Raw genomic sequence first — 20792 nt, 5'->3', positions numbered from 1 at the left:
AGACGATGTTGGCCTTGCTTTCGCTACCGCACGAAAGACCGAATCTACCGGTTCCAACGCGGCCGCGCTGGCAACCCTTACGGCTCGGGGTCATAGAGCTGTTTCATTACGACAGTGAGGAATTCTGGTTCCGCGACGGCCACTTGCTGTTGCGCGGCAATAACGGCACCGGCAAGTCGAAGGTGCTGTCGTTGACCCTGCCCTTCCTGCTCGACGCACAGGTGAAGCCATCGCGCATCGAGCCCGATGGGGACAGCGGCAAGAGGATGGCCTGGAATCTCCTGATGAACAGCCATGATCGTCGCAATGGTTATGCGTGGATCGAGTTCGGTCGCCTCGCCGAAGACGGCACGCCGCGATATCTGTCGCTCGGAGTTGGGCTTTCCGCGGTCGCCGCCCGCCCGCAGGTGGAAAGCTGGTTCTTCCTGATCGAGGAGGCAGAGCAAGCGCAGCGCATCAATCAAGACATCTGGTTGATGAGCGACCAGCGCGTCGTATTGACCAGGGAACGCCTTCGCGACGCGCTCCACAGCCACGGCCAGGTCTTCGACACCGCGACCAGCTATCGTCGCGCGGTCGACGAACGGCTGTTTCACCTCGGCGCCAAGCGTTACGATGCATTGATGGACACCCTTATCCAGTTGCGGCAGCCGCAACTTTCGAGGAAGCCGGATGAAACCGCGCTCTCGAACGCACTGACTGAGGCCTTGCCGCCACTTGCGCCGGAGTTACTCGGCGATGTGGCCGAAGCGCTCGGCCAACTCGAGGAGGACCGCCGTCAGCTTGAAGAATACCAGGCGCTGGCCAAGGCGGTCGCGCAATTCGACCAACGCTATCGCATCTACGCCGGAACGCAGAGCCGCCGGCAAGCGCGCGCGCTGCGTCAGGCCCAGACTGAATTCGACAGCGCCAGCCGAGCGCGCAGCGAGGCTCAAGTCCGGCTTGAAAACGCAAGGAGCGATGAGGCAATAGCCCAGACCGCGCATCACGAGACGGAGGTCGCGCTGGCCAGCGAACGCGCCCGCCTCGAAACGCTGCGTAGCAGCCCGGCGATGGAAGATGCTAACCGCCTCGAATTGGCCGTGAAAGAAGCGGACGCGCGTGGACGCACAGCGCAGGGAGCAGCTTCAACCCTCGAGGAGTCGATCAGGCGATCGGAGCGCAGCACGAAGGACACGGAATTCGCCAATCAACGCGCGCTCGCGGCCGAACGCAGCATGGCCGGATTGCGCCAGGACGGCATGGTCCATGCCGAAGCGGCGGGTATTGCCAGCCTTCACGCAAAGAACCCGCTGTCAACGCTCACGACCGATGCACTGGTCGAACTGGCGCAAAAGACGTTCGACGGCGCATCGGTCGCGCTGCGGGAATTGGTCACCGGACGACGCGAGCAGATCGCGCTGCTCCGCCAGCGCCACGCCGACATGGCGCTCGTCGAAGTCGAGCACGCGCAGCGCTTGGGCGCACGCAACGATAGACAGGATGCGGTCGAAGCCGCAGTGCATCAACGTGAGTTGGCGGATGCCGACGTCGAACGCAAGGGCACCGATCTTATCGAGGCCTGGGAGCGATACTTCGCCGGCCTGAAACAACTGCAAGTCGGCTCCGACGATTGTCTTGCGGCGTTGGCAACCCTGGGCGACTGGGTCACAACTCTGGATGGAGATAATCCGACGCGCCATTTGCTGCAGGCAGCCCCGATGCAAGCCAATCAGCGGCTTGCACAACGTCGCGTCACGCTCGACGGCGAACGCCAGGTGCTGGAGGTTGAGCGCGAGACCCTTGAACACGCGCGTAGCTGTCTCGAAGCCGGCATCGACACGATGCCCCCCGCACCTTACACGCGAAGCTCCGATGCGAGGGCTGCTCATACCGGCGCGCCACTCTGGCAATTGGTCGACTTTCGCGATGCGGTGACCGGCCCGCAGCGCGCCGGCCTCGAAGCTGCGCTGGAAGCTGCTGGCCTGCTCGATGCATGGGTTTCGCCCGGTGGCCGGCTGCAAACCAAAGACGGCGGCACCGCGCTGCACGATACGCAAATCTTGCCGCGGCGACCGCATCCGGCATCACTTGCCGATTGGCTGCAGGCTGCCCTGCCGGACCACAGCACCGTATCGGCTGATGTCGTCGAGCAGGTGTTGGCGGCAATCGCCTGCAGCGACGATGATCCTGTCGAAAGCGAGGTCTGGGTGGTTCCCGACGGCCAATTCCGCCTTGGCAGTCTGGCAGGCGCCTGGGTTAAACCCGCGGCGGTCTATATCGGATACGCCGCTCGCGCCGCCGCCCGCGAGCAGCGGCTGACCGAAATTGCCGAGAGATTAGTGTCAATCGGCCACGAACTCGCGACCCTGCAGGCGAAGACCGGGCAACTCGCCAGCGATCAGCACGAGGCAGACGCCGAATGGCGGCAGGCTCCGCCCGATGACCTCCTTCGAGAAGCACATCTCGCCGGCACCGCTGCTGCCCGCGACGCCCAACTTGCCCGCGACCGGCTGGTCGAGGCCGACGCTCCATACCGGAAGGCGGAAGAAAACCTGCGGAGGGAGCGTGAACGGCTTTCCGCCGATGCTATCGATTTGCGTTTGCCAATATCACCTGCTGCGTTGCCTGCGATCGAAGCGGCGCTGAACAACTATCAGGATTCGCAGATCCGGCTCACGCAAGCCATCCATGAGCTGCGCCTGGCGCTCGCAGATCTACACAGGCAGCGCGCCCGCGAAGCTGAAATGCTTGACGACGTGAAGAGGCATCAAGAGCAGCGCGATGCGGCTCGGATCGAGGCGGAAGAAGCATCATCCCGGCTTGTTGTATTGCGCGAAGCAGTAGGTGCAAGAGTCGAGGAACTGCAGCAGATGCTCAGTGAGGCGCGTGCCGGCGTCGAACGGTGCGAGACAGGATGGAAGAAGGCAGGGACGGCCTTGCAGAAGGCCGGCGAGGCGCGTGCTGTCGCCGATGAGCAGTCCGCAACCGCTAATGCGGCGTTTGAGCGCGGCAGCGAAGCGCGTGCACAAGCCATTTCGAAGTTCCGGCAATTCACCTTGGCAGGTCTGCTGTCGGCCGCATTGCCAGACCTGGAGGTACCGGACGCGAGTAGCCCCTGGACGATAGATCCAGCGCTGACGCTGGCCCGCCGTGCCGAACATGCCCTATCCAGCGTGACGGATGACGACGAGGCGTGGACGCGCGTCCAGCGGCAGATTGGCGAAGACTTTACAGAACTGCAACGTTCCCTCAGTGCGCTCGGCCATCAGGTGCTTGCCGAACAGAGCGACTGGGGCCTCATCGTAAGCGTCATCTACCAGAATCGGTCCGAACGCCCGGACCGCCTCGCGACACGGCTTGAGGCAGAGATCGACCAGCGCACCGAACTGTTGAACGCCAACGAGCGCGCTGCGCTGGAAAATCATCTTCAAGCCGAGATCGCCTCCGAAATTCAGCGTCTGCTGCAGACAGCGGAGGCGCAGCGCGACGCGATTAACAAGGAACTGTACAGTCGGCCAACATCGACGGGCGTCCGCTTTCGCCTGTTGTGGCCGCCTCTGTCGGAGGAAGAAGGCGCCCCAGTCGGCCTCGAGGCTGCGCGTAAGCGTCTCCTCAATACCAACGCGGACCTGTGGTCGTCCGAGGACCGTCGGGTTGTCGGTGCGATGTTGCAGCAGCGCATCGCAGCCGAGCGCGAGCTCGCCGAAGCGGATGGCGGTAGCCTGATCGACCAGCTTTCGCGCGCGCTCGATTATCGACGCTGGCACAGATTCCGTGTCGAACGCTGGCAAGACGGTCAATGGCGCAAGCTTTCCGGACCGGCTTCCAGCGGGGAGCGGGCCCTCGGCCTCACCGTGCCGTTGTTTGCCGCTGTCGCCAGTTTCTACAGCCAAGGCAGCTACGCGCTAGCACCGAGGTTGATTTTACTCGACGAAGCTTTTGCCGGCATCGACGATACCGCACGCGCTCATTGTATGGGCCTCATCCGGGAGTTCGATCTGGATTTCGTCATTACGAGCGAACGAGAGTGGGCCTGCTACGCCGAACTGCCTGGCGTATCGATCTGCCAGTTGCAGCGCCAAGAGGGCATCGATGCAGTGTTCGTTTCGCGTTGGACCTGGGACGGAAAGGCAAGAGTACGCGAGGCCGATCCCGACCGCAGGTTTGCGCCGGCATGACCGATGGGGCCGAAGAACGCCTTCGACGCCTGCTCGGCGGCAACCATCTCGCCTCCCTGCGCAAGCGCCTGCGTCGGCGCTTCGAACGCGTGCCGTTGAATGGCGTGGTCGAGAGTTTTCGTATCGGCGATTTGACGGCGCCGGAGCACGCTGCGCTGGCGTCGCTGCTCGGTCGTCCGCAGCACTATGCGAATTCGCTGCGGATCGATGTTCGCCAGATCGACGCGGCCTTCCGGAATTCTGGCATCGCTTCCTCGCTGCGCGACGCGCTTGAGCGGCTTGACGGCCCGATTGCCAACCTCGCCAGCGAGCGGTTTCATTCACAAGTCCTTTGGTCGGACGTAATCGGGAGTTGCAATCACCCCGGACTCGTCGGATTGCTTGGGAATCCGGCAGGCATGGGCCTGCTCAAACGCCTCGCCAAACGAGAGCCTTCGGCCGCGAGCCAAATATGTCGCCGTGCTGAAGCGGTCCTGCAATGTCTGCCGGCCAACGGCATCACGCGCTCGCAACTGGCTGCCGAGGTCTTGGGCGACGCCCATGCGCTGGATAGCGGACGGCCAACGGTGACCATCGTGATGGCTGTCTGCCGCCAAGCCTTTCCGCGAGCCTGCGATGACTCCATGGAGGAGAGCGCGGACGAAGAAAGGCAAAACGGAGAACGGGACCGCGACATCTGGGCGAAGGTGGGTGTTCTCGTCAATGAACTGGCACGCCCAGCCCTCTTCCTGAATCTTCCCACGAGCGAAACGGAAAGCTACGGAAGGCCGCCGGGAGAGCCGGCCTACGCGTCGCTGCGCGTATTGCTGCGTTCAGCGCCCACATGGAACGTCGCCGGACGCGAAGTGTACGTTTGCGAGAATCCAAACCTGCTTTCGATCGCTGCCGACCGCTGGGGCGCCCACTGCGCACCGATGGTTTGCACCGACGGCATGCCGGCCGCCGCGCAGCGATGCCTCCTGTCTCAGCTTACGTCCGCTGGCGCGCGACTTCGATATCATGGCGATTTCGACTGGCCGGGATTGCGCATCGGCAATCACGTCATGCGGGAACACGGCGCGCAACCGTGGCGTTTCCGCGCGGAGGATTACGAGGTTGCCCTCCGGGCGGCCTCGGCCATCGCAGCGCCCCTCGCGGGAAAGGTGGTCGACGCGGCCTGGGATCCGGCGTTGACGAAGGCTATGCAACATCATCGAGTCTCTATCGCCGAAGAAGGCCTGGCGGCCTCATTGCTCGTCGATCTGGGCGACTGCTAACCTTCCAGCGCCTGTGACAGATCCAGAAGACTCCGCAACTCCCGAGTCCGCCAGTTCATGCGCTCTTGGGTATTCAGTCCGGCTGTGAAAAACGGACAACATCTTAGAGTTGGGCTCAGTCGAGATGCATCATTTCGACGGATTGTCCGATTTGTACGCCGTAGTACGCAATTGTACCATGCGGGCAGAATAGACCTGTCGGCGTGGCCTCCCCGCGGTATATGTTGCGGATGAAAGCCACGCAGATAGGCCAATATGCTCGATGTAATGCATGACGCCGCTTTGTTCGATTCTGGGACCGAGCATTGGAAGCTTCATTTCCAAACGCGCTCAAGAAATTGGGCGGGAATGGAGCTGTTTATATCGTGAACTCAGCAACTTGAGTGCTGGCTGGGGCGGGAGGGATCGAACCTCCGAATGGCGGAATCAAAATCCGCTGCCTTACCGCTTGGCTACGCCCCATCAGGCGACGAAGGGAACGGTGGAAGAACTGGCATCCGCAGATTCCCCTTGGTCGCAGCCGGTCTATAGGGAGCGGCGCGGCATTTCAACCGCTGGAGGGGCAAAATACCACAGACCGGAGGCCGGCCGGGCGACACACTATTATAGGCCCGATCCTCGTCCCTCCCGCCCATTGAGACCTCCCGCGTTTCATGGGAATACGGCGCCAAACCTGTCCTCGGGGAGTGAGCCATGACCTACCGCGCGCCGATCTCTGACATGCTGCTGTCGCTCAACCACGGCGCCGGCCTCAAGGCCGCCGTGGAAGCCGGCCATTACGGCGATTTCGACGGCGACATCGTGTCCGCGGTGCTGGAGGAGGCCGGCAAATTCGCGACCGACGTGCTGGCGCCGCTCAACAAGGTCGGCGACCAGCACGGCATCAAGCTCGACGACGGCAAGGTCACGACCGCACCGGGCTGGCCGGATGCCTACAAGCGCTGGACCGAGGGGGGCTGGAACGCGGTTTCGGGGCCGCAGGATTTCGGCGGCCAGGGCCTGCCGCTGGCGATCAACGCCGCCTGCACCGAGATCTGGAGCGCCTCCAACGTCGCCTTCGGCCTCTGTCCGCTGCTGACGGCTTCCGCAATGGAGGCGCTGGAGGAGCATGGCAGCGAGGAGCTGAAGACGATCTATCTCGAAAAGCTCGTCTCCGGCGAATGGACCGGCACGATGCAGCTCACCGAGCCACAGGCCGGCTCCGACGTCGGCGCGCTGCGCACCCGCGCCGAGAAGCAGGCGGACGGCACCTATCGCATCAAGGGGACGAAGATCTTCATCACCTATGGCGAGCACGACATGACCGACAACATCGTGCATTTCGTGCTGGCTCGGCTGCCGGATGCGCCGGCCGGCACCAAGGGGATCTCGCTCTTCCTCGTGCCGAAATTCATGGTCAATGCCGACGGCTCGCTCGGCGCGCGCAACGACATCTTTGCCTCCGGCGTTGAGCACAAGCTCGGCATGCACGCTTCGCCGACCTGCACCATGACCATGGGCGACCATGGCGGCGCGATCGGTTTCCTGATCGGCGAAGAGAACCAGGGCATGCGCTGCATGTTCACGATGATGAACCAGGCCCGCCTCGGCGTCGGCCTGGAGGGCGTCGGCGTTGCCGATCGCGCTTATCAGCAGGCGCTGGCCTATGCGCAGGAGCGCAGGCAGGGCCGCGCAATCGACAAGAAGGGCGACGGGTCGGATGCGATCTTCGTGCATCCCGACGTCAAGCGCATGCTGATGCGGATGCGGGCGCAGACCGCGGCCGCGCGCACCATCTGCTATGCGACCGCTGTCGCGATCGACGTCTCGACGCGCGCCAAGGACCCGAAGGTGCGCGCCGATGCCGCCGCACGCGCCGCGCTGCTGACGCCGATGGCAAAGGGCTATTCCACCGATATCGGCAACGAGGTCGCCTATCTCGGCGTGCAGGTGCATGGCGGCATGGGCTTCATCGAGGAGACCGGCGCAGCGCAGCATTATCGCGATGCGCGCATCACCGCGATCTACGAGGGCACCAACGGCATCCAGGCGATCGACCTCGTCACGCGCAAGCTCGCCGCCAACGGCGGCGCGTCGGTGTGGGCGTTGCTCGACGAGCTGTCCGCCACCGTCAAGCAGGTCGAAGCCTCGAACGATCCAGCCTTCGGCACTACGGGCGTGAAACTGCGCGAGGCGCTGGAGGCGCTGGCGCGAACGAGCAAGTGGCTGCTGGACCGCGTCACGTCAGCGCCGAACGAGGCGCTCGCCGGCGCCACGCCGTATTTGCAGCAGTTTGGCGCGACGCTCGGCGGCTGCATGCTGGCCACCGAGGCGCTCGCCGCCAAGGCCGACGGCAGCGCCGAGGCCGCACGCTACGTCTCGCTCGCGCGCTTCTTCGCCGAGAACATCACCGTACAGGCCGGCGCGCTCGAGCGCACGGTGACGGAAAGCGCGGAGTCGGTCGCAGCAGCGGATGCGGTGCTGTTGGGGTAAGCGCCCTCCTCGCTGTCATTCCCCGCGAAGGCGGGGAATCCAGTATGCCGCGGCTTCTCAATGAACCGCAGAGGTCTCGGAGTACTCGATCGCCCGATCAAGTCGGGCGATGACACCGATTATGTAGTACGCGCGTGCCATACGTCCGCCCTACGAAGCCACCGTCTTCACTCCTCTCCCTGGCCGCCACAGCACGATGCCGGCAGCGATGACGTCCAGCACCACGCACATGGCAAATGCCATCGTGTAGTCACCGCTCACGCTGCGCACGAGGCCGATGAGGCCCGGGCCGAAGGCGCTGACGATGCCGCTGATCGACGTCCCCAGCCCCATCGCGGCCGCGAAAGCCGCGCTGCCGATCTCGCGCTGGATGATCAAAGGCGGAAATGTGATCATGTTGCCGATCGAGAAGCCATAGACGGCGCAGCACATGAGCAGCACGGTCGGGCTTTGGCTTTGCAGGAGCACAAGCAGCGCCGCCGCCTGGCTGGTCATCGACGCCGCGCAGGCAAGCCGCGGATCGAGCCGGTCGACGAACAGGCCGAGCGACAGCCGGCCGACCACCGCCATCGCCGCCATGATGGTGACGGCGAGGCCTGCACTGGCGCGGCCGATCAGCGGCTCGAGAAACGTCACCTGGTGGATGATGAATCCCATCTGCGCCAACAACGCGATCGCGATCGGCAGCACCATGGTCCAGAATGACGCGTTGGCGAGCAGTTCCTTCCGCGAATGACGCGCCACCTTGCCGCCAGAGACATCTGCGGCATTCGGCGACGCGTCGACCGGCCAGCTGGTGAAGACGACGACCACCGGCAGCACCAGCACGACCATCACGATGGTGGCTGCCAGCATGGCTGAGCGGAAACCGATGCTGCTGCTCAGCGCCAGCAAGACCGGAACGAGGATGATGCCGCCGAATGTGGCGCCGTTGAAGGCGAGGCTGAGCGCGAGCCCGCGGCGCCGCGCGAACCACGCGTTCAGCACCGTCGCGATCACCACCGAGCCCATGCCGGTCCAGCCGACCGACATCAGCGCATAGGCAAGATAGAGCTGCCAGGGCGCCTGCATCAGTCCCAGCAGCGCGGTCGATGCGCCAAGCGCCGTCAGCCCGCACAGGATCAGCCCCCGCAGCCCAATGCGGGCGAGCAGATCGTCGGTGAAGATGACGAAGACGGAGGTCAGCAGGAACGAGAATGTGCTGGCCGCGGACACCAGCGTACCGGGCCAGCCATGGGCGCGCTGGAGCTCGGCGAGATAGACGCCCTGGCCGTAGAGGCCAAAGCCGAACATGAAGAAGGCCATCAGGAAGCAGGCCAGCACCACGCGCCAGCCACGGTAGTGAAGCGAGGATTCATCAGCACCCGTTGCGGCGATCAAGTATCGGCCTCATGGAACGAGACGGCTGATCGTGACGCACAACCACCGGTTTTTCAAATGAAACATTGTAGCTGATTGTTGCAATGCGCAAAACGCCGCAGGATGTGTGATGCACCTACCGCGAGGTTCCCGGCGAACGCCATCATCGGACGGGTGTGATGCAACCGCTTACGAGCGTCACCGCCGAAATGGTTGAACCGCAGGATTGGCACGCGTGCCGGATCATGTAGGCTCAGTCTCGCAAGACTCGCCGATGGCAGGCGCCGCGGCGGCCGCAGGGAGTCCTCATGCCGAACGGCAATATCATCGTCACCGAAGACCGTGGAACGCGCGTCATCACCCTGCGCCGCCCGAGCAAGAAGAATGCGATCACCCTGGACATGTATCGCGAGATGAGCCGCGCGATCGACACCGCGCAGAACAATCCCGATATCCGCTGCATGATCATCACCGGCGGCTCCGGCGTGTTCACGGCCGGCGACGACATCGACGACTTCATGCACGCCGACACCTCGCGCCCGGAAACATTGTCGGACGGCGCAAAATTTCTCTATTCGCTCACCCTCAACGCCAAACCGATCATTGCGGCCGTGGACGGCGCCTCGATCGGCATGGGCACGGTGATGCTGTTCCACTGCGACTATGTGCTTGCCTCGAATGCTGCGACATTTTCAGCGCCCTACATCCATCTCGGGCTCGTGCCGGTCGGCGCCGCCAGCCTCTTGATGCCGCACACGATGGGCTATCAGCGCGCCTTCGCCATGCTGGTGATGGGGCGCACTTTTACCGCCGCCGAGGCCCACGCCGCAGGCTTCGTCAACACCGTGGTCTCGCCGGGACATACCGAGGTCGAGGCCCGCAAGGTGGCGCGCGAGATCAGCCGGCTACCGGCCGAAGCCGTCGCAACCTCGCGCAAACTGCTGCGTGCCCCGCCGGAAGAGCTCACCCGCCGCATCGACCGGGAAGCCCATCTGTTCGGCGAGCGGCTGAAATCGGACGAGGCGACGGCCGCATTCAATGCGTTTGCGAACAGGAAGAAGCGGTAGGCAAGAGAACTTTCGTGAAATCTTCGCGCGGAATGACTAATCTTGTTCCATGCGACATCTTCTCCGCCTGACCAGCTTCGCCCTCGCGCTCGCCGCCCTGCCCGCCGCGGCCCAGACCGTGGCGCCCGTCGAGCTGCGTATTCTCGCGATCAACGATTTCCACGGCAATCTCCGTCCGCCGCCGGGCGGCATCCGCATCAATGACCCCGAGGACAAGAACAAGAAGGTGATGGTCGCCGCCGGCGGCGCCGAGTACATGGCGACGCTGGTGCAGCAGCTCCGCGAGGGACACAAGAACACCATCCTCGCTGCCGCCGGCGACCTGATCGGGGCGAGCCCGTTTTTGTCGGCGATGTTTCACGACGAGCCGTCGGTCGAAGCGCTTTCGATGATGGGGCTTGCGATTACCTCAGTCGGCAACCATGAATTCGACGAGGGCAAGACCGAACTGCTCAGGATGCAGAACGGCGGCTGCCATCCGGAAGATGGATGTCAGGGACCACGTCCCTTCACCGGCGCGAAATTCCACTATCTCGCGGCCTCCACCATCGAGACCGCGACCGGCAAGAGCGTGTTGCCGCCATACGAGATCCGGGAGTTCGAAGGCATCCCGGTCGCCTTCATCGGGTTGACGTTGAAGGAGACCGCCGGCATCGTCTCTCCGTCAGGCATTGCCGGGCTCGAATTCCGCGACGAGGCCGAGACGGTGAACGCGCTTGTGCCGCAGTTGAGGGCACGGGGTGTCGAGGCGATCGTGGTGCTGATCCACCAGGGCGGCGAACCCTCGGGCGACTACAACGAGTGCCCCGCAATCACAGGCCCGATCGTCGACATCGTGAAAAAATTCGACCGCGCCGTCGACGTCGTTGTCAGCGGCCACACACATCGCGCCTATGTCTGCCAGATCGACGGCCGGCTGGTGACCAGCGGCGACAAATACGGCACGCTGGTCACCGCGATCGACCTCAAGCTCGATCCGGCAACACGCGACATCGTCAGCGCCAGGGCCGAGAACGTTATCGTCGCCAACGCCTCGCTCGCCAAGGATCCCGAGCAGACCGCGCTGATCGACGCCTATGACAAGCTCTCGGCGCCGATTGCCAACCGGCCGGCCGGATCGGTGATGCAGACGCTGTCGCGCGTCCCGAACGACGCCGGCGAAAGCGCGCTCGGCGACGTCATCGCCGATGCACAGCTTGCCGCCACCAAAGACGCCAAGGATGGCAGCGCTGTCATCGCGCTCACCAATCCTGGCGGCATCCGCACCGACATCATCCCGAAAGAGAACGGCGCGGTGTCTTACGGCGAGCTGTTCGCGAGCCAGCCATTCCGCAACCGCCTCGTCACCATGACGCTGTCAGGCAGCCAGCTCAAGGACATGCTGGAGCAGCAATGGCTCGATCCGAAGCGGCCGCGGATCCTCCAGGTGTCGATCGGGTTCAGCTACAGCTGGGATGCATCAAAGCCGTTCGGCGAGCGCGTGATCGTCGACAAGATGACGCTCAATGGCAAGCCGATCGAGCCGGCCACCGGCTACCGCGTCACCGTCAACGATTATCTGGCGGTCGGCGGCGACGGCTTCACGGTCGCGAAACGGGGCGCTTCGCCGCAATATGGCGGCTATGACGCCGATGCGCTGTTTGCGTTTTTCAGGGCGCATGGTCCGATCGGCCCGCTGCCGCCGACTCGCATCCTGCGCGTGAATTGATCCGGATCAAACCTGGGCGGAACGGGACAGCCCTTTGCCATTCGCGGTGGAACCCCTAGATTGGGTTTTGCATTGCGTTTTGGCGCCGGATGCGTCAAGCGACGCCGAGAGTTCGTTCCCAGTGAGGCCGACCTGATGAGCACGCTTCTCCTTTCCCACAAGGCCTGCCTCGACCACGTCACGCCGCCGGGACACCCTGAAAGACCCGACCGCCTGCGCGCGGTGGAGGAAGCGCTTGCGGTTGAGCGCTTCCAGTTCCTGGCGCGTGATCTCGCGCCGGAGGGCGATCTCGATCTCGTGACGCTCTGCCACAACGAGGACTACGTCACCGAGCTGCGCCACATCGCGCCGACCAGCGGCCAAGTCTATATCGATGGCGACACGTCGATGTCCCCGGGCACGTGGGAAGCGGTGATGCGCGGCGTCGGCGGGGCGGTGGCTGCGACCGAAGCGGTGATGAACGGCGAGCATCGCAACGCCTTCGTCGCGGTGCGCCCGCCCGGCCATCACGCCGAGATCGGCAAGCCGATGGGCTTCTGCTTTTTCGACAATGTCGCGATCGCCGCGCGCCATGCACAGCGCAAATACGGCATCAAGCGCGCCGCCATCGTCGATTTCGACGTGCATCACGGCAACGGCACCCAGGACATCTTCTGGTCGGACCCGACCGTGATGTATTGCTCGACGCATCAAATGCCGCTGTTTCCAGGCACCGGTGCCAAGGGCGAGCGCGGCGATCACGACACCATCGTCAACGCACCGCTGGCCTCGGAAGACGGCGGACCCGAATTCCGCTCGGCGTTCGAGAATTTGATCCTGCCGCAACTCGAAAAATTCAGCCCCGAGTTGCTCATCATCTCAGCGGGCTTCGACGCGCATTACCGCGATCCGCTGGCCTCGCTGAATTTGCGCGCGGAAGACTATTCCTGGGTCACGCGCAAGCTGATGGACCTAGCCGACAAATCCGCAGAGGGCCGCGTTGTTTCTGTGCTCGAAGGCGGCTACGACCTGCAAGGACTGAAAGAATCTGTTACGGCGCATGTCGGCGCCCTGATGGGTGCTTGACCCACTCGCCACATTAAGCCCGCAAAACTCTGCTGTTTTACACGAGTAGCGAATCGGGCAATCGGAAACGGATATGGCCGAAAATACCCAAATCGACATCTCCCGGCTCACCTTCGAGCGCGCGATCGAGGAACTCGAAACGATCGTGAAGCGGCTCGAGGACGGCAAGGTGCCGCTCGAGGAATCCGTCACGATCTACGAGCGCGGCGAAGCCTTGAAGCGGCGCTGCGAGGAGCTGTTGCGTCAGGCCGAGGCGCGCGTCGACAAGATCACCACCGATGCCAGCGGCCAGGCCACCGGCACCGCACCGCTCGACGTGCAGTAAGGCACGGCGCCCCAAAGCCGCCCGTTTCAAGCATCGGCCACCTGCAATTTTCAAGATCGCACGCCGCTGTCGCCGCTCGCGGACCGGGTGGCGGGGCAGCAGAATTGGCGAATTCCCTCGCCGCTGCGTTTTGACCCGGCGAATCACGCCAAAATAGCTGTTCTTATGCCCAGAATCCTGCCAAGGAACCGGGCAGAATTGGAACCTCCCCTCCGGCGCCGAGATTAACCAAATTAGCCCGCCGGTTGCACCTGCATACCCGTAGTCGGTCGGGCGGGTTGGCTTTGGCCCAAGCTTTGGTGTAAAGCTGCGCGGAGTGTGGCTTTTTGTTAGCTTTGACGTGGGGACCGATTTCCGACGACAAGCGCTTCAAATCGCTAATGAAATTGGCTGGGACGGACGAAGCCGATCTACGTGACAGGGATCACAGAGACTGAACCGGAGCGCACTTAAGCTCACCTAAGCTTGAAGACGGGGCTTTGCCCCATGCAGGTGGCTCCGACGGTTTAAGGACTCGCGCTGCGCCGACATTGTGCAAACCCATCGCGCACCGGAACAATCTTCCGGTGCTGACAAATTGGAAATCGCCGTGAACGCATACAGTAAAACGCCGCTTCTCGACACTATCCGGACGCCGGACGACCTGCGCAAGCTCAAGGTCGAACAGGTTCGCCAGGTCGCCGACGAGCTGCGTCAGGAGACCATCGATGCCGTCTCGGTGACCGGCGGTCACTTCGGCGCGGGCCTCGGCGTTGTCGAGCTCACCACCGCGATCCACTACGTGTTCGACACGCCGCGCGATCGGCTGATCTGGGACGTCGGCCATCAGGCCTATCCGCACAAGATCCTCACCGGACGCCGCGACCGCATCCGCACGCTGCGCACCGGCGGCGGCCTGTCCGGCTTCACCAAGCGCAGCGAGAGCGACTACGATCCGTTCGGCGCCGCGCATTCCTCGACCTCGATCTCGGCCGGTCTCGGCATGGCGGTCGCGCGCGACCTCGCTGGCGGCAAGAACAACGTTATAGCAGTGATCGGTGACGGCGCGATGTCGGCGGGCATGGCCTACGAGGCCATGAACAACGCGGGCGCCATGAACTCGCGCCTGATCGTCATCCTCAACGACAACGACATGTCGATTGCGCCGCCGGTCGGCGCCATGAGCGCCTATCTCTCGCGCCTCTACTCCGGCAAGACCTATCGCACGCTGCGCGATGCGGCCAAACAGATCAACAAGCGCCTGCCGAAGATCCTCGCCAACCGCGCCAACCGCGTCGAGGAATATTCCCGCGGCTTCATGATGGACGGCGGCACGCTGTTCGAAGAGCTCGGCTTCTATTACGTCGGCCCGATCGACGGCCATAATCTCGACCATCTCCTGCCCGTGCTGAAGAACGTCCGCGACATGGAGACCGGCCCGATCCTGGTCCACGTCGTGACGCAGAAGGGCAAAGGCTACGGCCCGGCTGAAGCGTCCGCCGACAAGTACCACGCCGTCGTCAAGTTCGACGTCGCCACCGGCACCCAGGCGAAAGCCAAGCCGAACGCGCCGGCCTACCAGAACGTGTTCGGCCAGAGCCTGGTCAAGGAAGCCGAGAAGGACGACAAGATCGTCGCCATCACCGCGGCGATGCCGTCGGGCACCGGCGTCGACATCTTCAACAAGGCGTTCCCGGATCGCACCTTCGACGTCGGCATCGCCGAGCAGCACGCGGTCACCTTCGCCGCCGGTCTTGCGACCGAAGGCTACAAGCCGTTCTGCGCGATCTACTCGACCTTCCTGCAGCGCGGCTACGATCAGATCGTCCATGACGTCGCGATCCAGAGCCTGCCAGTCCGCTTCGCCATCGACCGCGCCGGCCTCGTCGGCGCGGACGGTGCGACGCATGCCGGCTCGTTCGACAACGCCTATCTCGGCTGTCTGCCGAACATGGTGATCATGGCGGCAGCCGACGAAGCCGAGCTCGTCCACATGGTGGCGACCCAGGTTGCGATCAACGACCGTCCGAGCTCGCTGCGCTATCCGCGCGGCGAAGGTCGCGGCATCGAGATGCCCGACGTCGGCGTTCCCCTCGAGATCGGCAAGGGCCGCATGATCCGCCAGGGCAGCAAGATCGCCCTGCTCTCCTTCGGCACGCGTCTGGCCGAATGCGAGAAGGCGGCCGACGAGCTCGCCGCCCATGGCCTCTCGACCTCGATCGCCGATGCGCGCTTCATGAAGCCGCTCGACACCGAGCTGGTGCTCAAGCTCGCGCGCGACCACGACGTCCTGATCACGGTGGAAGAAGGCTCGATCGGCGGCTTCGGCTCGCATGTCGCGCAGTTCCTGACCGATCAGGGCGTGCTCGACACCGGCATGCTCAAGTTCCGCACGATGGTCCTGCCCGACGTGTTCCAGGATCACGACACGCCGAACGCGATGTACGCCCGCGCCGGTCTCGACGCCAAGGGCATCGTCGCCAAGGTGTTCGAAGCGCTCGGCAAGGACGTCAAGACCGAGACGGTCAAGCTCGCCTGAGGCTTGTTCACCTCTCCCGCTTGCGGGAGAGGTCGAAGGCGCGGGTGAGAGGGCTCTCTCCTCTAGGGGATTGTCCCGTTGCGGAGACACCCTCTCCCCAATCTTCCCCCGCGAGCGGGGGAGGGAGCGCAGTTTTTGCCGCGGTTCGCAACTCGCCTGATTTCTCCTGAGCAGTTCTCATGAAAATCTATCTGGCAGGTCCCGACGTGTTCCTGCCGGATGCGGTCGGGATCGGCCGGCAGAAGGCCGCGATCTGCGCTGCTCACGGGCTCACCGGCCTCTATCCCCTCGACAACGCCATCGACCTCTCCGCGCCTGATGCGTCGCGGCAGATCTTCCGCGGCAACGAGGCGATGATGGACGCGGCCGACGCCATCATCGCCAATCTCACCCCGTTCCGCGGCGCCGGTGCCGACCCGGGTACGGTCTACGAGCTCGGCTACATGGCCGGCCGTCGCAAGTTTTGCCTGGCCTATTCCAACGATGGGACCACCTATGCCGACCGAGTCGGCCGTTACATGGCCGTCACCTCCGAGGACGGCCGGCTGGTCGATGCGCAGGGACTGACGGTCGAGGATTTCGGTCTCGTCGACAATCTCATGATGATCCATGCGCTGGAGCTGCACGGCTGCCCGCTGGTGACGCCGGCAGAACCGCCGGCCGACGTCTGGCACGATCTCGCCGCGTTCGAGACTTGCGTCCGGATGGCGGCCGCGCGATTGATCGCTACATAGACGTTTCAACCGTCTCCGGAGAGATCATGCCCCCTGCCCGCAAGCGCGCGGATGTTCTGCTGGTCGAGCGCGGCCTGTTCGAGAGCCGGGCGCGGGCGCGCGCGGCAATCGAGGCCGGCCTCGTCACGGCTGACGACAAGCAGGTCGCAAAACCCTCGGAGACGATCGCCGAGGACGCGGTGATCCAGGCCGAGCCTGCGCACCCCTACGTCTCGCGCGGCGGCGTCAAGCTCGCAGGTGCCCTCGAGCGCTACCCCATCGAGATCGAGGATCATGTCTGCCTCGATGTCGGTGCATCTACCGGCGGCTTTACCGAGGTGCTGCTGGCGAACGGCGCGAGCCTGGTATTCGCCATCGATGTCGGCACCAGCCAGCTCCATGCCTCGCTGCGCGATCATCCCAGGATCGTGTCGATGGAGGAGACCGACATTCGCAGCTATGAGGGCAAGCGACTGCCAGCGCGGCCCGATATCGTCGTCATCGACGTCAGTTTCATTTCGCTCAAGATCGTGCTGCCCGTGGCGCTGTCGCTGGCAGCCGCCCCGATGAGCCTGCTGGCGCTGATCAAGCCGCAGTTCGAGGCCGATCGGAAGCACAACAAGAAGGGCATCATCCGCGACGCCGCGGTGCATCAGGAGATCTGCGACGACATCGCAGCCTTTGCCGCGTCGCTCGGCTGCACCGACATCGCCGTGTTTCCCTCTTCGATCGCGGGCGGCGACGGCAACATCGAATTCTTCCTGGGTGCGCGCCGTGGTTGAACGCATCACGATCGATCATGTCGGCCATCGCGGCGATGGCGTCTCGCTCACGACCGGCGATGCGGTCTACGTGCCCTACACGCTTGGCAGCGAGAGTGTCGAGGTCGACCATGTCGGCGGCCATCCAGACCGCCGCAAGCTGCTCGCGGTCGACGTCGCAAGCCCCGAGCGCGTTGAGCCGTTCTGCCCGCATTTCGGGGTCTGTGGCGGCTGCGCGATCCAGCATTGGGCGGCGGAGCCCTATCACGCCTGGAAACGCAACATCGTGGTCGAGACGCTGGCCCAGGCCGGCATCGATTGCGAGGTGGCGCCGCTGGTCGATGCCCACGGCGCGGGCCGTCGGCGCGTGACGCTGCATGGCAGGTTCGGCACGCATGACGTGCTAAAGGTCGGCTTCTCGGCGGCGAGCTCGCACGACGTCATCCCGATCCATCGCTGCCCGATCCTCGATCCCGCGCTCGACGGCGCGCTCGATGCCGCCTGGGCGCTCGCAGAGCCGCTGACATCGAAGATGCCGGTGACGAAACCGCTGGATATCCAGGTCACCGCGACGGCCAACGGTCTCGATGTCGACGTGCGCGGCTCCGGGCCGTTGCCGACGCCGCTGGTCACGGCGCTGTCGCGCGTTGCCGAGCAGCATCGCCTGGCGCGGCTGACGCGGCATGGCGAGCTGGTGCTGCAACGTCTGCCGCCAACGATCAGGATGGGCCGTGCTGAAGTGGCGCTGCCGCCGGGCTCGTTCCTGCAGGCAACGGTAGCGGGGGAAGAGACCCTCGCTGCACTCGTTGCCGAGCGCGTCGGCAAGGCCAAGGAGGTTCTCGATCTCTTCTGCGGCGTCGGCCCGTTTGCCCTCAGGCTCGCCGAGAAGGCGCGCGTCACGGCTTACGACAACGACGCCGGCGCCATCGCCGCGCTGGCGAAAGCCGCGCGCACGTCGGGGCTGAAGCCGATCAAGGCCGAGCCGCGTGACCTGTTCCGCCGTCCGCTGGTGCCGCCGGAGCTGCGCGATTTCGACGCCGTGGTGTTCGATCCGCCGCGCCAGGGGGCACAGGCGCAGGCGCTGAAACTCGCGGCGAGCAAGGTGCCGGTCGTGGTTGCAGTCTCATGCAACGTTGCCACCTTCGCGCGCGACGCGCGGCTGTTGATCGACGGCGGCTACAAGATCGAGAGTGTCGTGCCGGTGGACCAGTTTCGCCACACGCCGCATGTCGAACTGGTGGCTAAGTTTACGCGATGAAGTCTTCAGCGCCGTAGCTGGCCGAGCGCCGGCGACTCGCCGGGCAGCATGTCCGATCTGATATCGCTGTCCATGCGGCCCGAATCTCGCTGGGTGAACCCGGCCCCGAAGGACAGGCTGAGGTTCGACGTCGGCTTGAACTCGACACCGGCAAATCCGCCATAGCCGGGCGCAGCGCCGGAGGTCAGCGGCGCAACCGAACTGCCGATGCCGTTGCCATATTTCAGCGTGTCGAAGCCGGCAAAGAACGTGACGGGCGTGCCGCCCGTGGTCTTCATGTTGTAGCCGAACTGCGTGCTATCGTAGGACAGCGCGCTGAAATTGCCGGTCACACCTGTCTGGCCCAGGCCGCTCCAATTGAGGTTGCCGCGTTGGCTTCCGACAAAGAAGCCGTTCGCAAAAGTGGTGCGCCCGCTCGCATCGACACTCGAAGAGTTGCCGTAGGTATCGCTGCCGCCAAAGCCGAAAGGCCCGCCCGGTATAAAATACTGTAGCGGCGCAACCTGCGCGTGAACCGGCGTTCCACCGAGGCCAAGCACGGCGAAGAGAACTGCGAATCCGCAAGAAGCTGTGAGGCGTGACATTCAGGCTACCGTCCAAAACGTCTCGAATTATACCCTCCGGGCAACGCGAATGCCAGCAAGGCGACGCCTCGCGAGTTCCCGATCACGCCTGCCTGACGCTTTGAACCTCCTCCGTGGCGGATTGACCCATTGAGAGGACGCGCAAGTTCAGGCCATGGCTTTGACCGCGAAGCCTGGCGCGGTCCCGCAGCGCGCAATTGCGCAGACCCTTGAAAATGCCCAACGCTCGTATGGAGGCTGTCATGGAGGTCAATTCCGACAGGTTGAATGCCTTTATGGGCAAGATGATCACCGAAGTTGGGGCCGCGATGAACGCATCACTGGTCCTGCTGGGCGACAAGCTCGGCCTCTACCGCGCCCTCGCCGCCAAAGGGCCGATGAACCCCGCCGAGCTCGCGAGCGCCACCGGAACGAAGGAGCGATACGTTCGCGAGTGGCTGGCGAGCCAGGCGGCGTCCGGCTACGTCGAATACGATTCCGCGTCGGGCAAATTCTCGATGCTGCCGGAACAGGCGATGGCACTGGCCGACGAGGACAGCCCGGTGTTCCTCGGTGCGGTCGGCAATGTCATTGCCGCGGCGTTTCTCGACGAGCCGAAGATTACGGACGCATTCAAGAGCGGCAAGGGGGTCGGCTGGAACCGGCGCAGCGAGTGCCTGTTCTGCGGCACCGCCCGCTTCTTCCGCACCGGTTACATGCATCATCTGGTGCAGGAGTGGCTGCCCGCGCTCGACGGTGTCGTGGACAAGCTGAAGCGCGGCGCCAAGGTTGCCGATATCGGCTGCGGGCACGGCGTCTCGACGCGACTGATGGCGGAGGCCTTTCCCAATTCGCGTTTCTACGGCTTCGACTATCACGAGGGCTCGATCGAGGCGGCGCGCAAGGCGGCCGCCGAGGCCAAGCTCGGCGATCGGGTGAATTTCGCGGTCCACTCGGCCAAGACCTATCCGGCCGAGGGCTACGATCTCGTCTGCTTCTTCGATTGCCTGCACGACATGGGCGATCCCGTCGGCGCCATCAGCCACGTGCGTCAAACCATGGCGAAGGACGGTACCTGCATGCTGGTCGAGCCGTTCGCGGGCGACCGCCTCGAAGATAATCTCAACCCGGTCGGGCGCGTCTATTACGCGGCGTCGACCATGATCTGCACGCCGGCCTCGCTCGATCAGGAGGTGGGCCTTGCACTCGGCGCGCAAGCCGGCGAGGCAAGGCTGCGCAAGGTCGCGAGCGAAGGCGGATTGTCACGCTTCCGCCGCGCCGCCGAGACACCCTTCAACCTGATCCTGGAGGCGCGGATCTGATTTTGATCGCGACGGGCGCGGCCGACCACGTCAAGCGCCGCGTCCATCCCCATCCCGAAAGTGACGAAGACGGTTGCGGCGCCAACCATCATCGGGGGCCCGCCGGTCATGCGGTTCTCCCATCTGGCAAGCGAGATCGTTCGGCGGCATCATAGATATCATCGGCCTGATCGGCTATTAAGACCTGGTCTTGATGACATTGGTCGCGAAGCAGGCGGAAGCACCGGACGAGGGCGTGGCGCCGC

The 20792-nt window shown here is 64.2% G+C and carries 14 protein-coding genes and 1 tRNA gene; 12 read left to right on the top strand and 3 right to left on the bottom strand.

Annotation, left to right across the window (positions count from 1 at the left end; translation table 11 throughout):
• Positions 1-5 precede the first annotated feature (5 nt).
• Positions 6-4160, top strand: a complete 4155-nt coding sequence (locus JJC00_RS12010; protein ID WP_246774180.1) for a TIGR02680 family protein — start codon at positions 6-8, stop codon at positions 4158-4160.
• Positions 4157-5416: a TIGR02679 family protein gene (locus JJC00_RS12005; protein ID WP_200472763.1), complete on the top strand. Its 1260-nt coding sequence runs from the start codon at positions 4157-4159 to the stop codon at positions 5414-5416. Before JJC00_RS12010 ends, JJC00_RS12005 begins: the two co-directional genes overlap by 4 nt.
• 387 nt (positions 5417-5803) lie before the next feature.
• Here JJC00_RS12005 and JJC00_RS12000 read toward each other — a convergent pair.
• Positions 5804-5878 (bottom strand) — tRNA-Gln (locus JJC00_RS12000).
• A gap of 231 nt (positions 5879-6109) precedes the next feature.
• Here JJC00_RS12000 and JJC00_RS11995 point away from each other — a divergent pair.
• Positions 6110-7888 (top strand): acyl-CoA dehydrogenase, encoded by a 1779-nt coding sequence (locus JJC00_RS11995; protein WP_200472762.1) that lies wholly within the window; start codon positions 6110-6112, stop codon positions 7886-7888.
• A gap of 150 nt (positions 7889-8038) precedes the next feature.
• Here JJC00_RS11995 and JJC00_RS11990 read toward each other — a convergent pair whose 3' ends face one another.
• Complete coding sequence (locus tag JJC00_RS11990; protein ID WP_200472761.1) at positions 8039-9268, bottom strand: MFS transporter; 1230 nt, start codon at positions 9266-9268, stop codon at positions 8039-8041.
• 287 nt (positions 9269-9555) lie between these two features.
• On the opposite strand from JJC00_RS11990, the gene JJC00_RS11985 reads away from it, so the two are divergent.
• The 8 genes from JJC00_RS11985 (at position 9556) to JJC00_RS11950 (ending at position 18662) form a co-directional block, all read left to right on the top strand.
• Positions 9556-10314: an enoyl-CoA hydratase-related protein gene (locus JJC00_RS11985; RefSeq protein ID WP_200472760.1), complete on the top strand. Its 759-nt coding sequence runs from the start codon at positions 9556-9558 to the stop codon at positions 10312-10314.
• 49 nt (positions 10315-10363) lie between these two features.
• Positions 10364-12022, top strand: a complete 1659-nt coding sequence (locus JJC00_RS11980; protein WP_200472759.1) for a bifunctional metallophosphatase/5'-nucleotidase — start codon at positions 10364-10366, stop codon at positions 12020-12022.
• Between the two features lie 135 nt (positions 12023-12157).
• Complete coding sequence (locus JJC00_RS11975) at positions 12158-13087, top strand: histone deacetylase family protein (RefSeq protein WP_200472758.1); 930 nt, start codon at positions 12158-12160, stop codon at positions 13085-13087.
• Positions 13088-13160: 73 nt separating this feature from the next.
• Positions 13161-13412, top strand: coding sequence for an exodeoxyribonuclease VII small subunit (locus JJC00_RS11970; RefSeq protein ID WP_007594646.1), 252 nt, complete (start codon positions 13161-13163; stop codon positions 13410-13412).
• Positions 13413-14001: 589 nt separating this feature from the next.
• Positions 14002-15930, top strand: coding sequence for a 1-deoxy-D-xylulose-5-phosphate synthase (dxs, locus tag JJC00_RS11965; protein WP_200472757.1), 1929 nt, complete (start codon positions 14002-14004; stop codon positions 15928-15930).
• A gap of 179 nt (positions 15931-16109) precedes the next feature.
• On the top strand, positions 16110-16664 hold the full coding sequence (locus JJC00_RS11960; protein WP_200472756.1) for a nucleoside 2-deoxyribosyltransferase: 555 nt from the start codon (positions 16110-16112) through the stop codon (positions 16662-16664).
• A gap of 26 nt (positions 16665-16690) precedes the next feature.
• On the top strand, positions 16691-17425 hold the full coding sequence (locus JJC00_RS11955) for a TlyA family RNA methyltransferase (protein ID WP_200472755.1): 735 nt from the start codon (positions 16691-16693) through the stop codon (positions 17423-17425).
• Entirely contained in the window at positions 17418-18662 is a 1245-nt protein-coding gene (locus JJC00_RS11950) for a class I SAM-dependent RNA methyltransferase (RefSeq protein WP_200472754.1), read from the top strand. Before JJC00_RS11955 ends, JJC00_RS11950 begins: the two co-directional genes overlap by 8 nt.
• 5 nt (positions 18663-18667) lie before the next feature.
• Here JJC00_RS11950 and JJC00_RS11945 read toward each other — a convergent pair whose 3' ends face one another.
• Positions 18668-19246 carry a hypothetical protein gene (locus JJC00_RS11945; protein WP_200472753.1) on the bottom strand — a complete coding sequence of 193 codons (579 nt, stop codon included), beginning with the start codon at positions 19244-19246 and terminating at the stop codon, positions 18668-18670.
• A gap of 242 nt (positions 19247-19488) precedes the next feature.
• Here JJC00_RS11945 and JJC00_RS11940 point away from each other — a divergent pair, with 242 nt between their 5' ends.
• The gene (locus JJC00_RS11940) at positions 19489-20547 is read left to right on the top strand and encodes a class I SAM-dependent methyltransferase (protein WP_200472752.1); all 1059 of its coding nucleotides are present in this window, start codon (positions 19489-19491) and stop codon (positions 20545-20547) included.
• The last annotated feature ends 245 nt before the right edge of the window (positions 20548-20792 follow it).

The sequence above is a fragment of the Bradyrhizobium diazoefficiens genome (assembly GCF_016616885.1).
Classification (GTDB): domain Bacteria; phylum Pseudomonadota; class Alphaproteobacteria; order Rhizobiales; family Xanthobacteraceae; genus Bradyrhizobium; species Bradyrhizobium diazoefficiens_F.
Note: the sequence above shows the minus strand (reverse complement) of the source record. Positions and strands in the feature narration are given on the sequence as shown.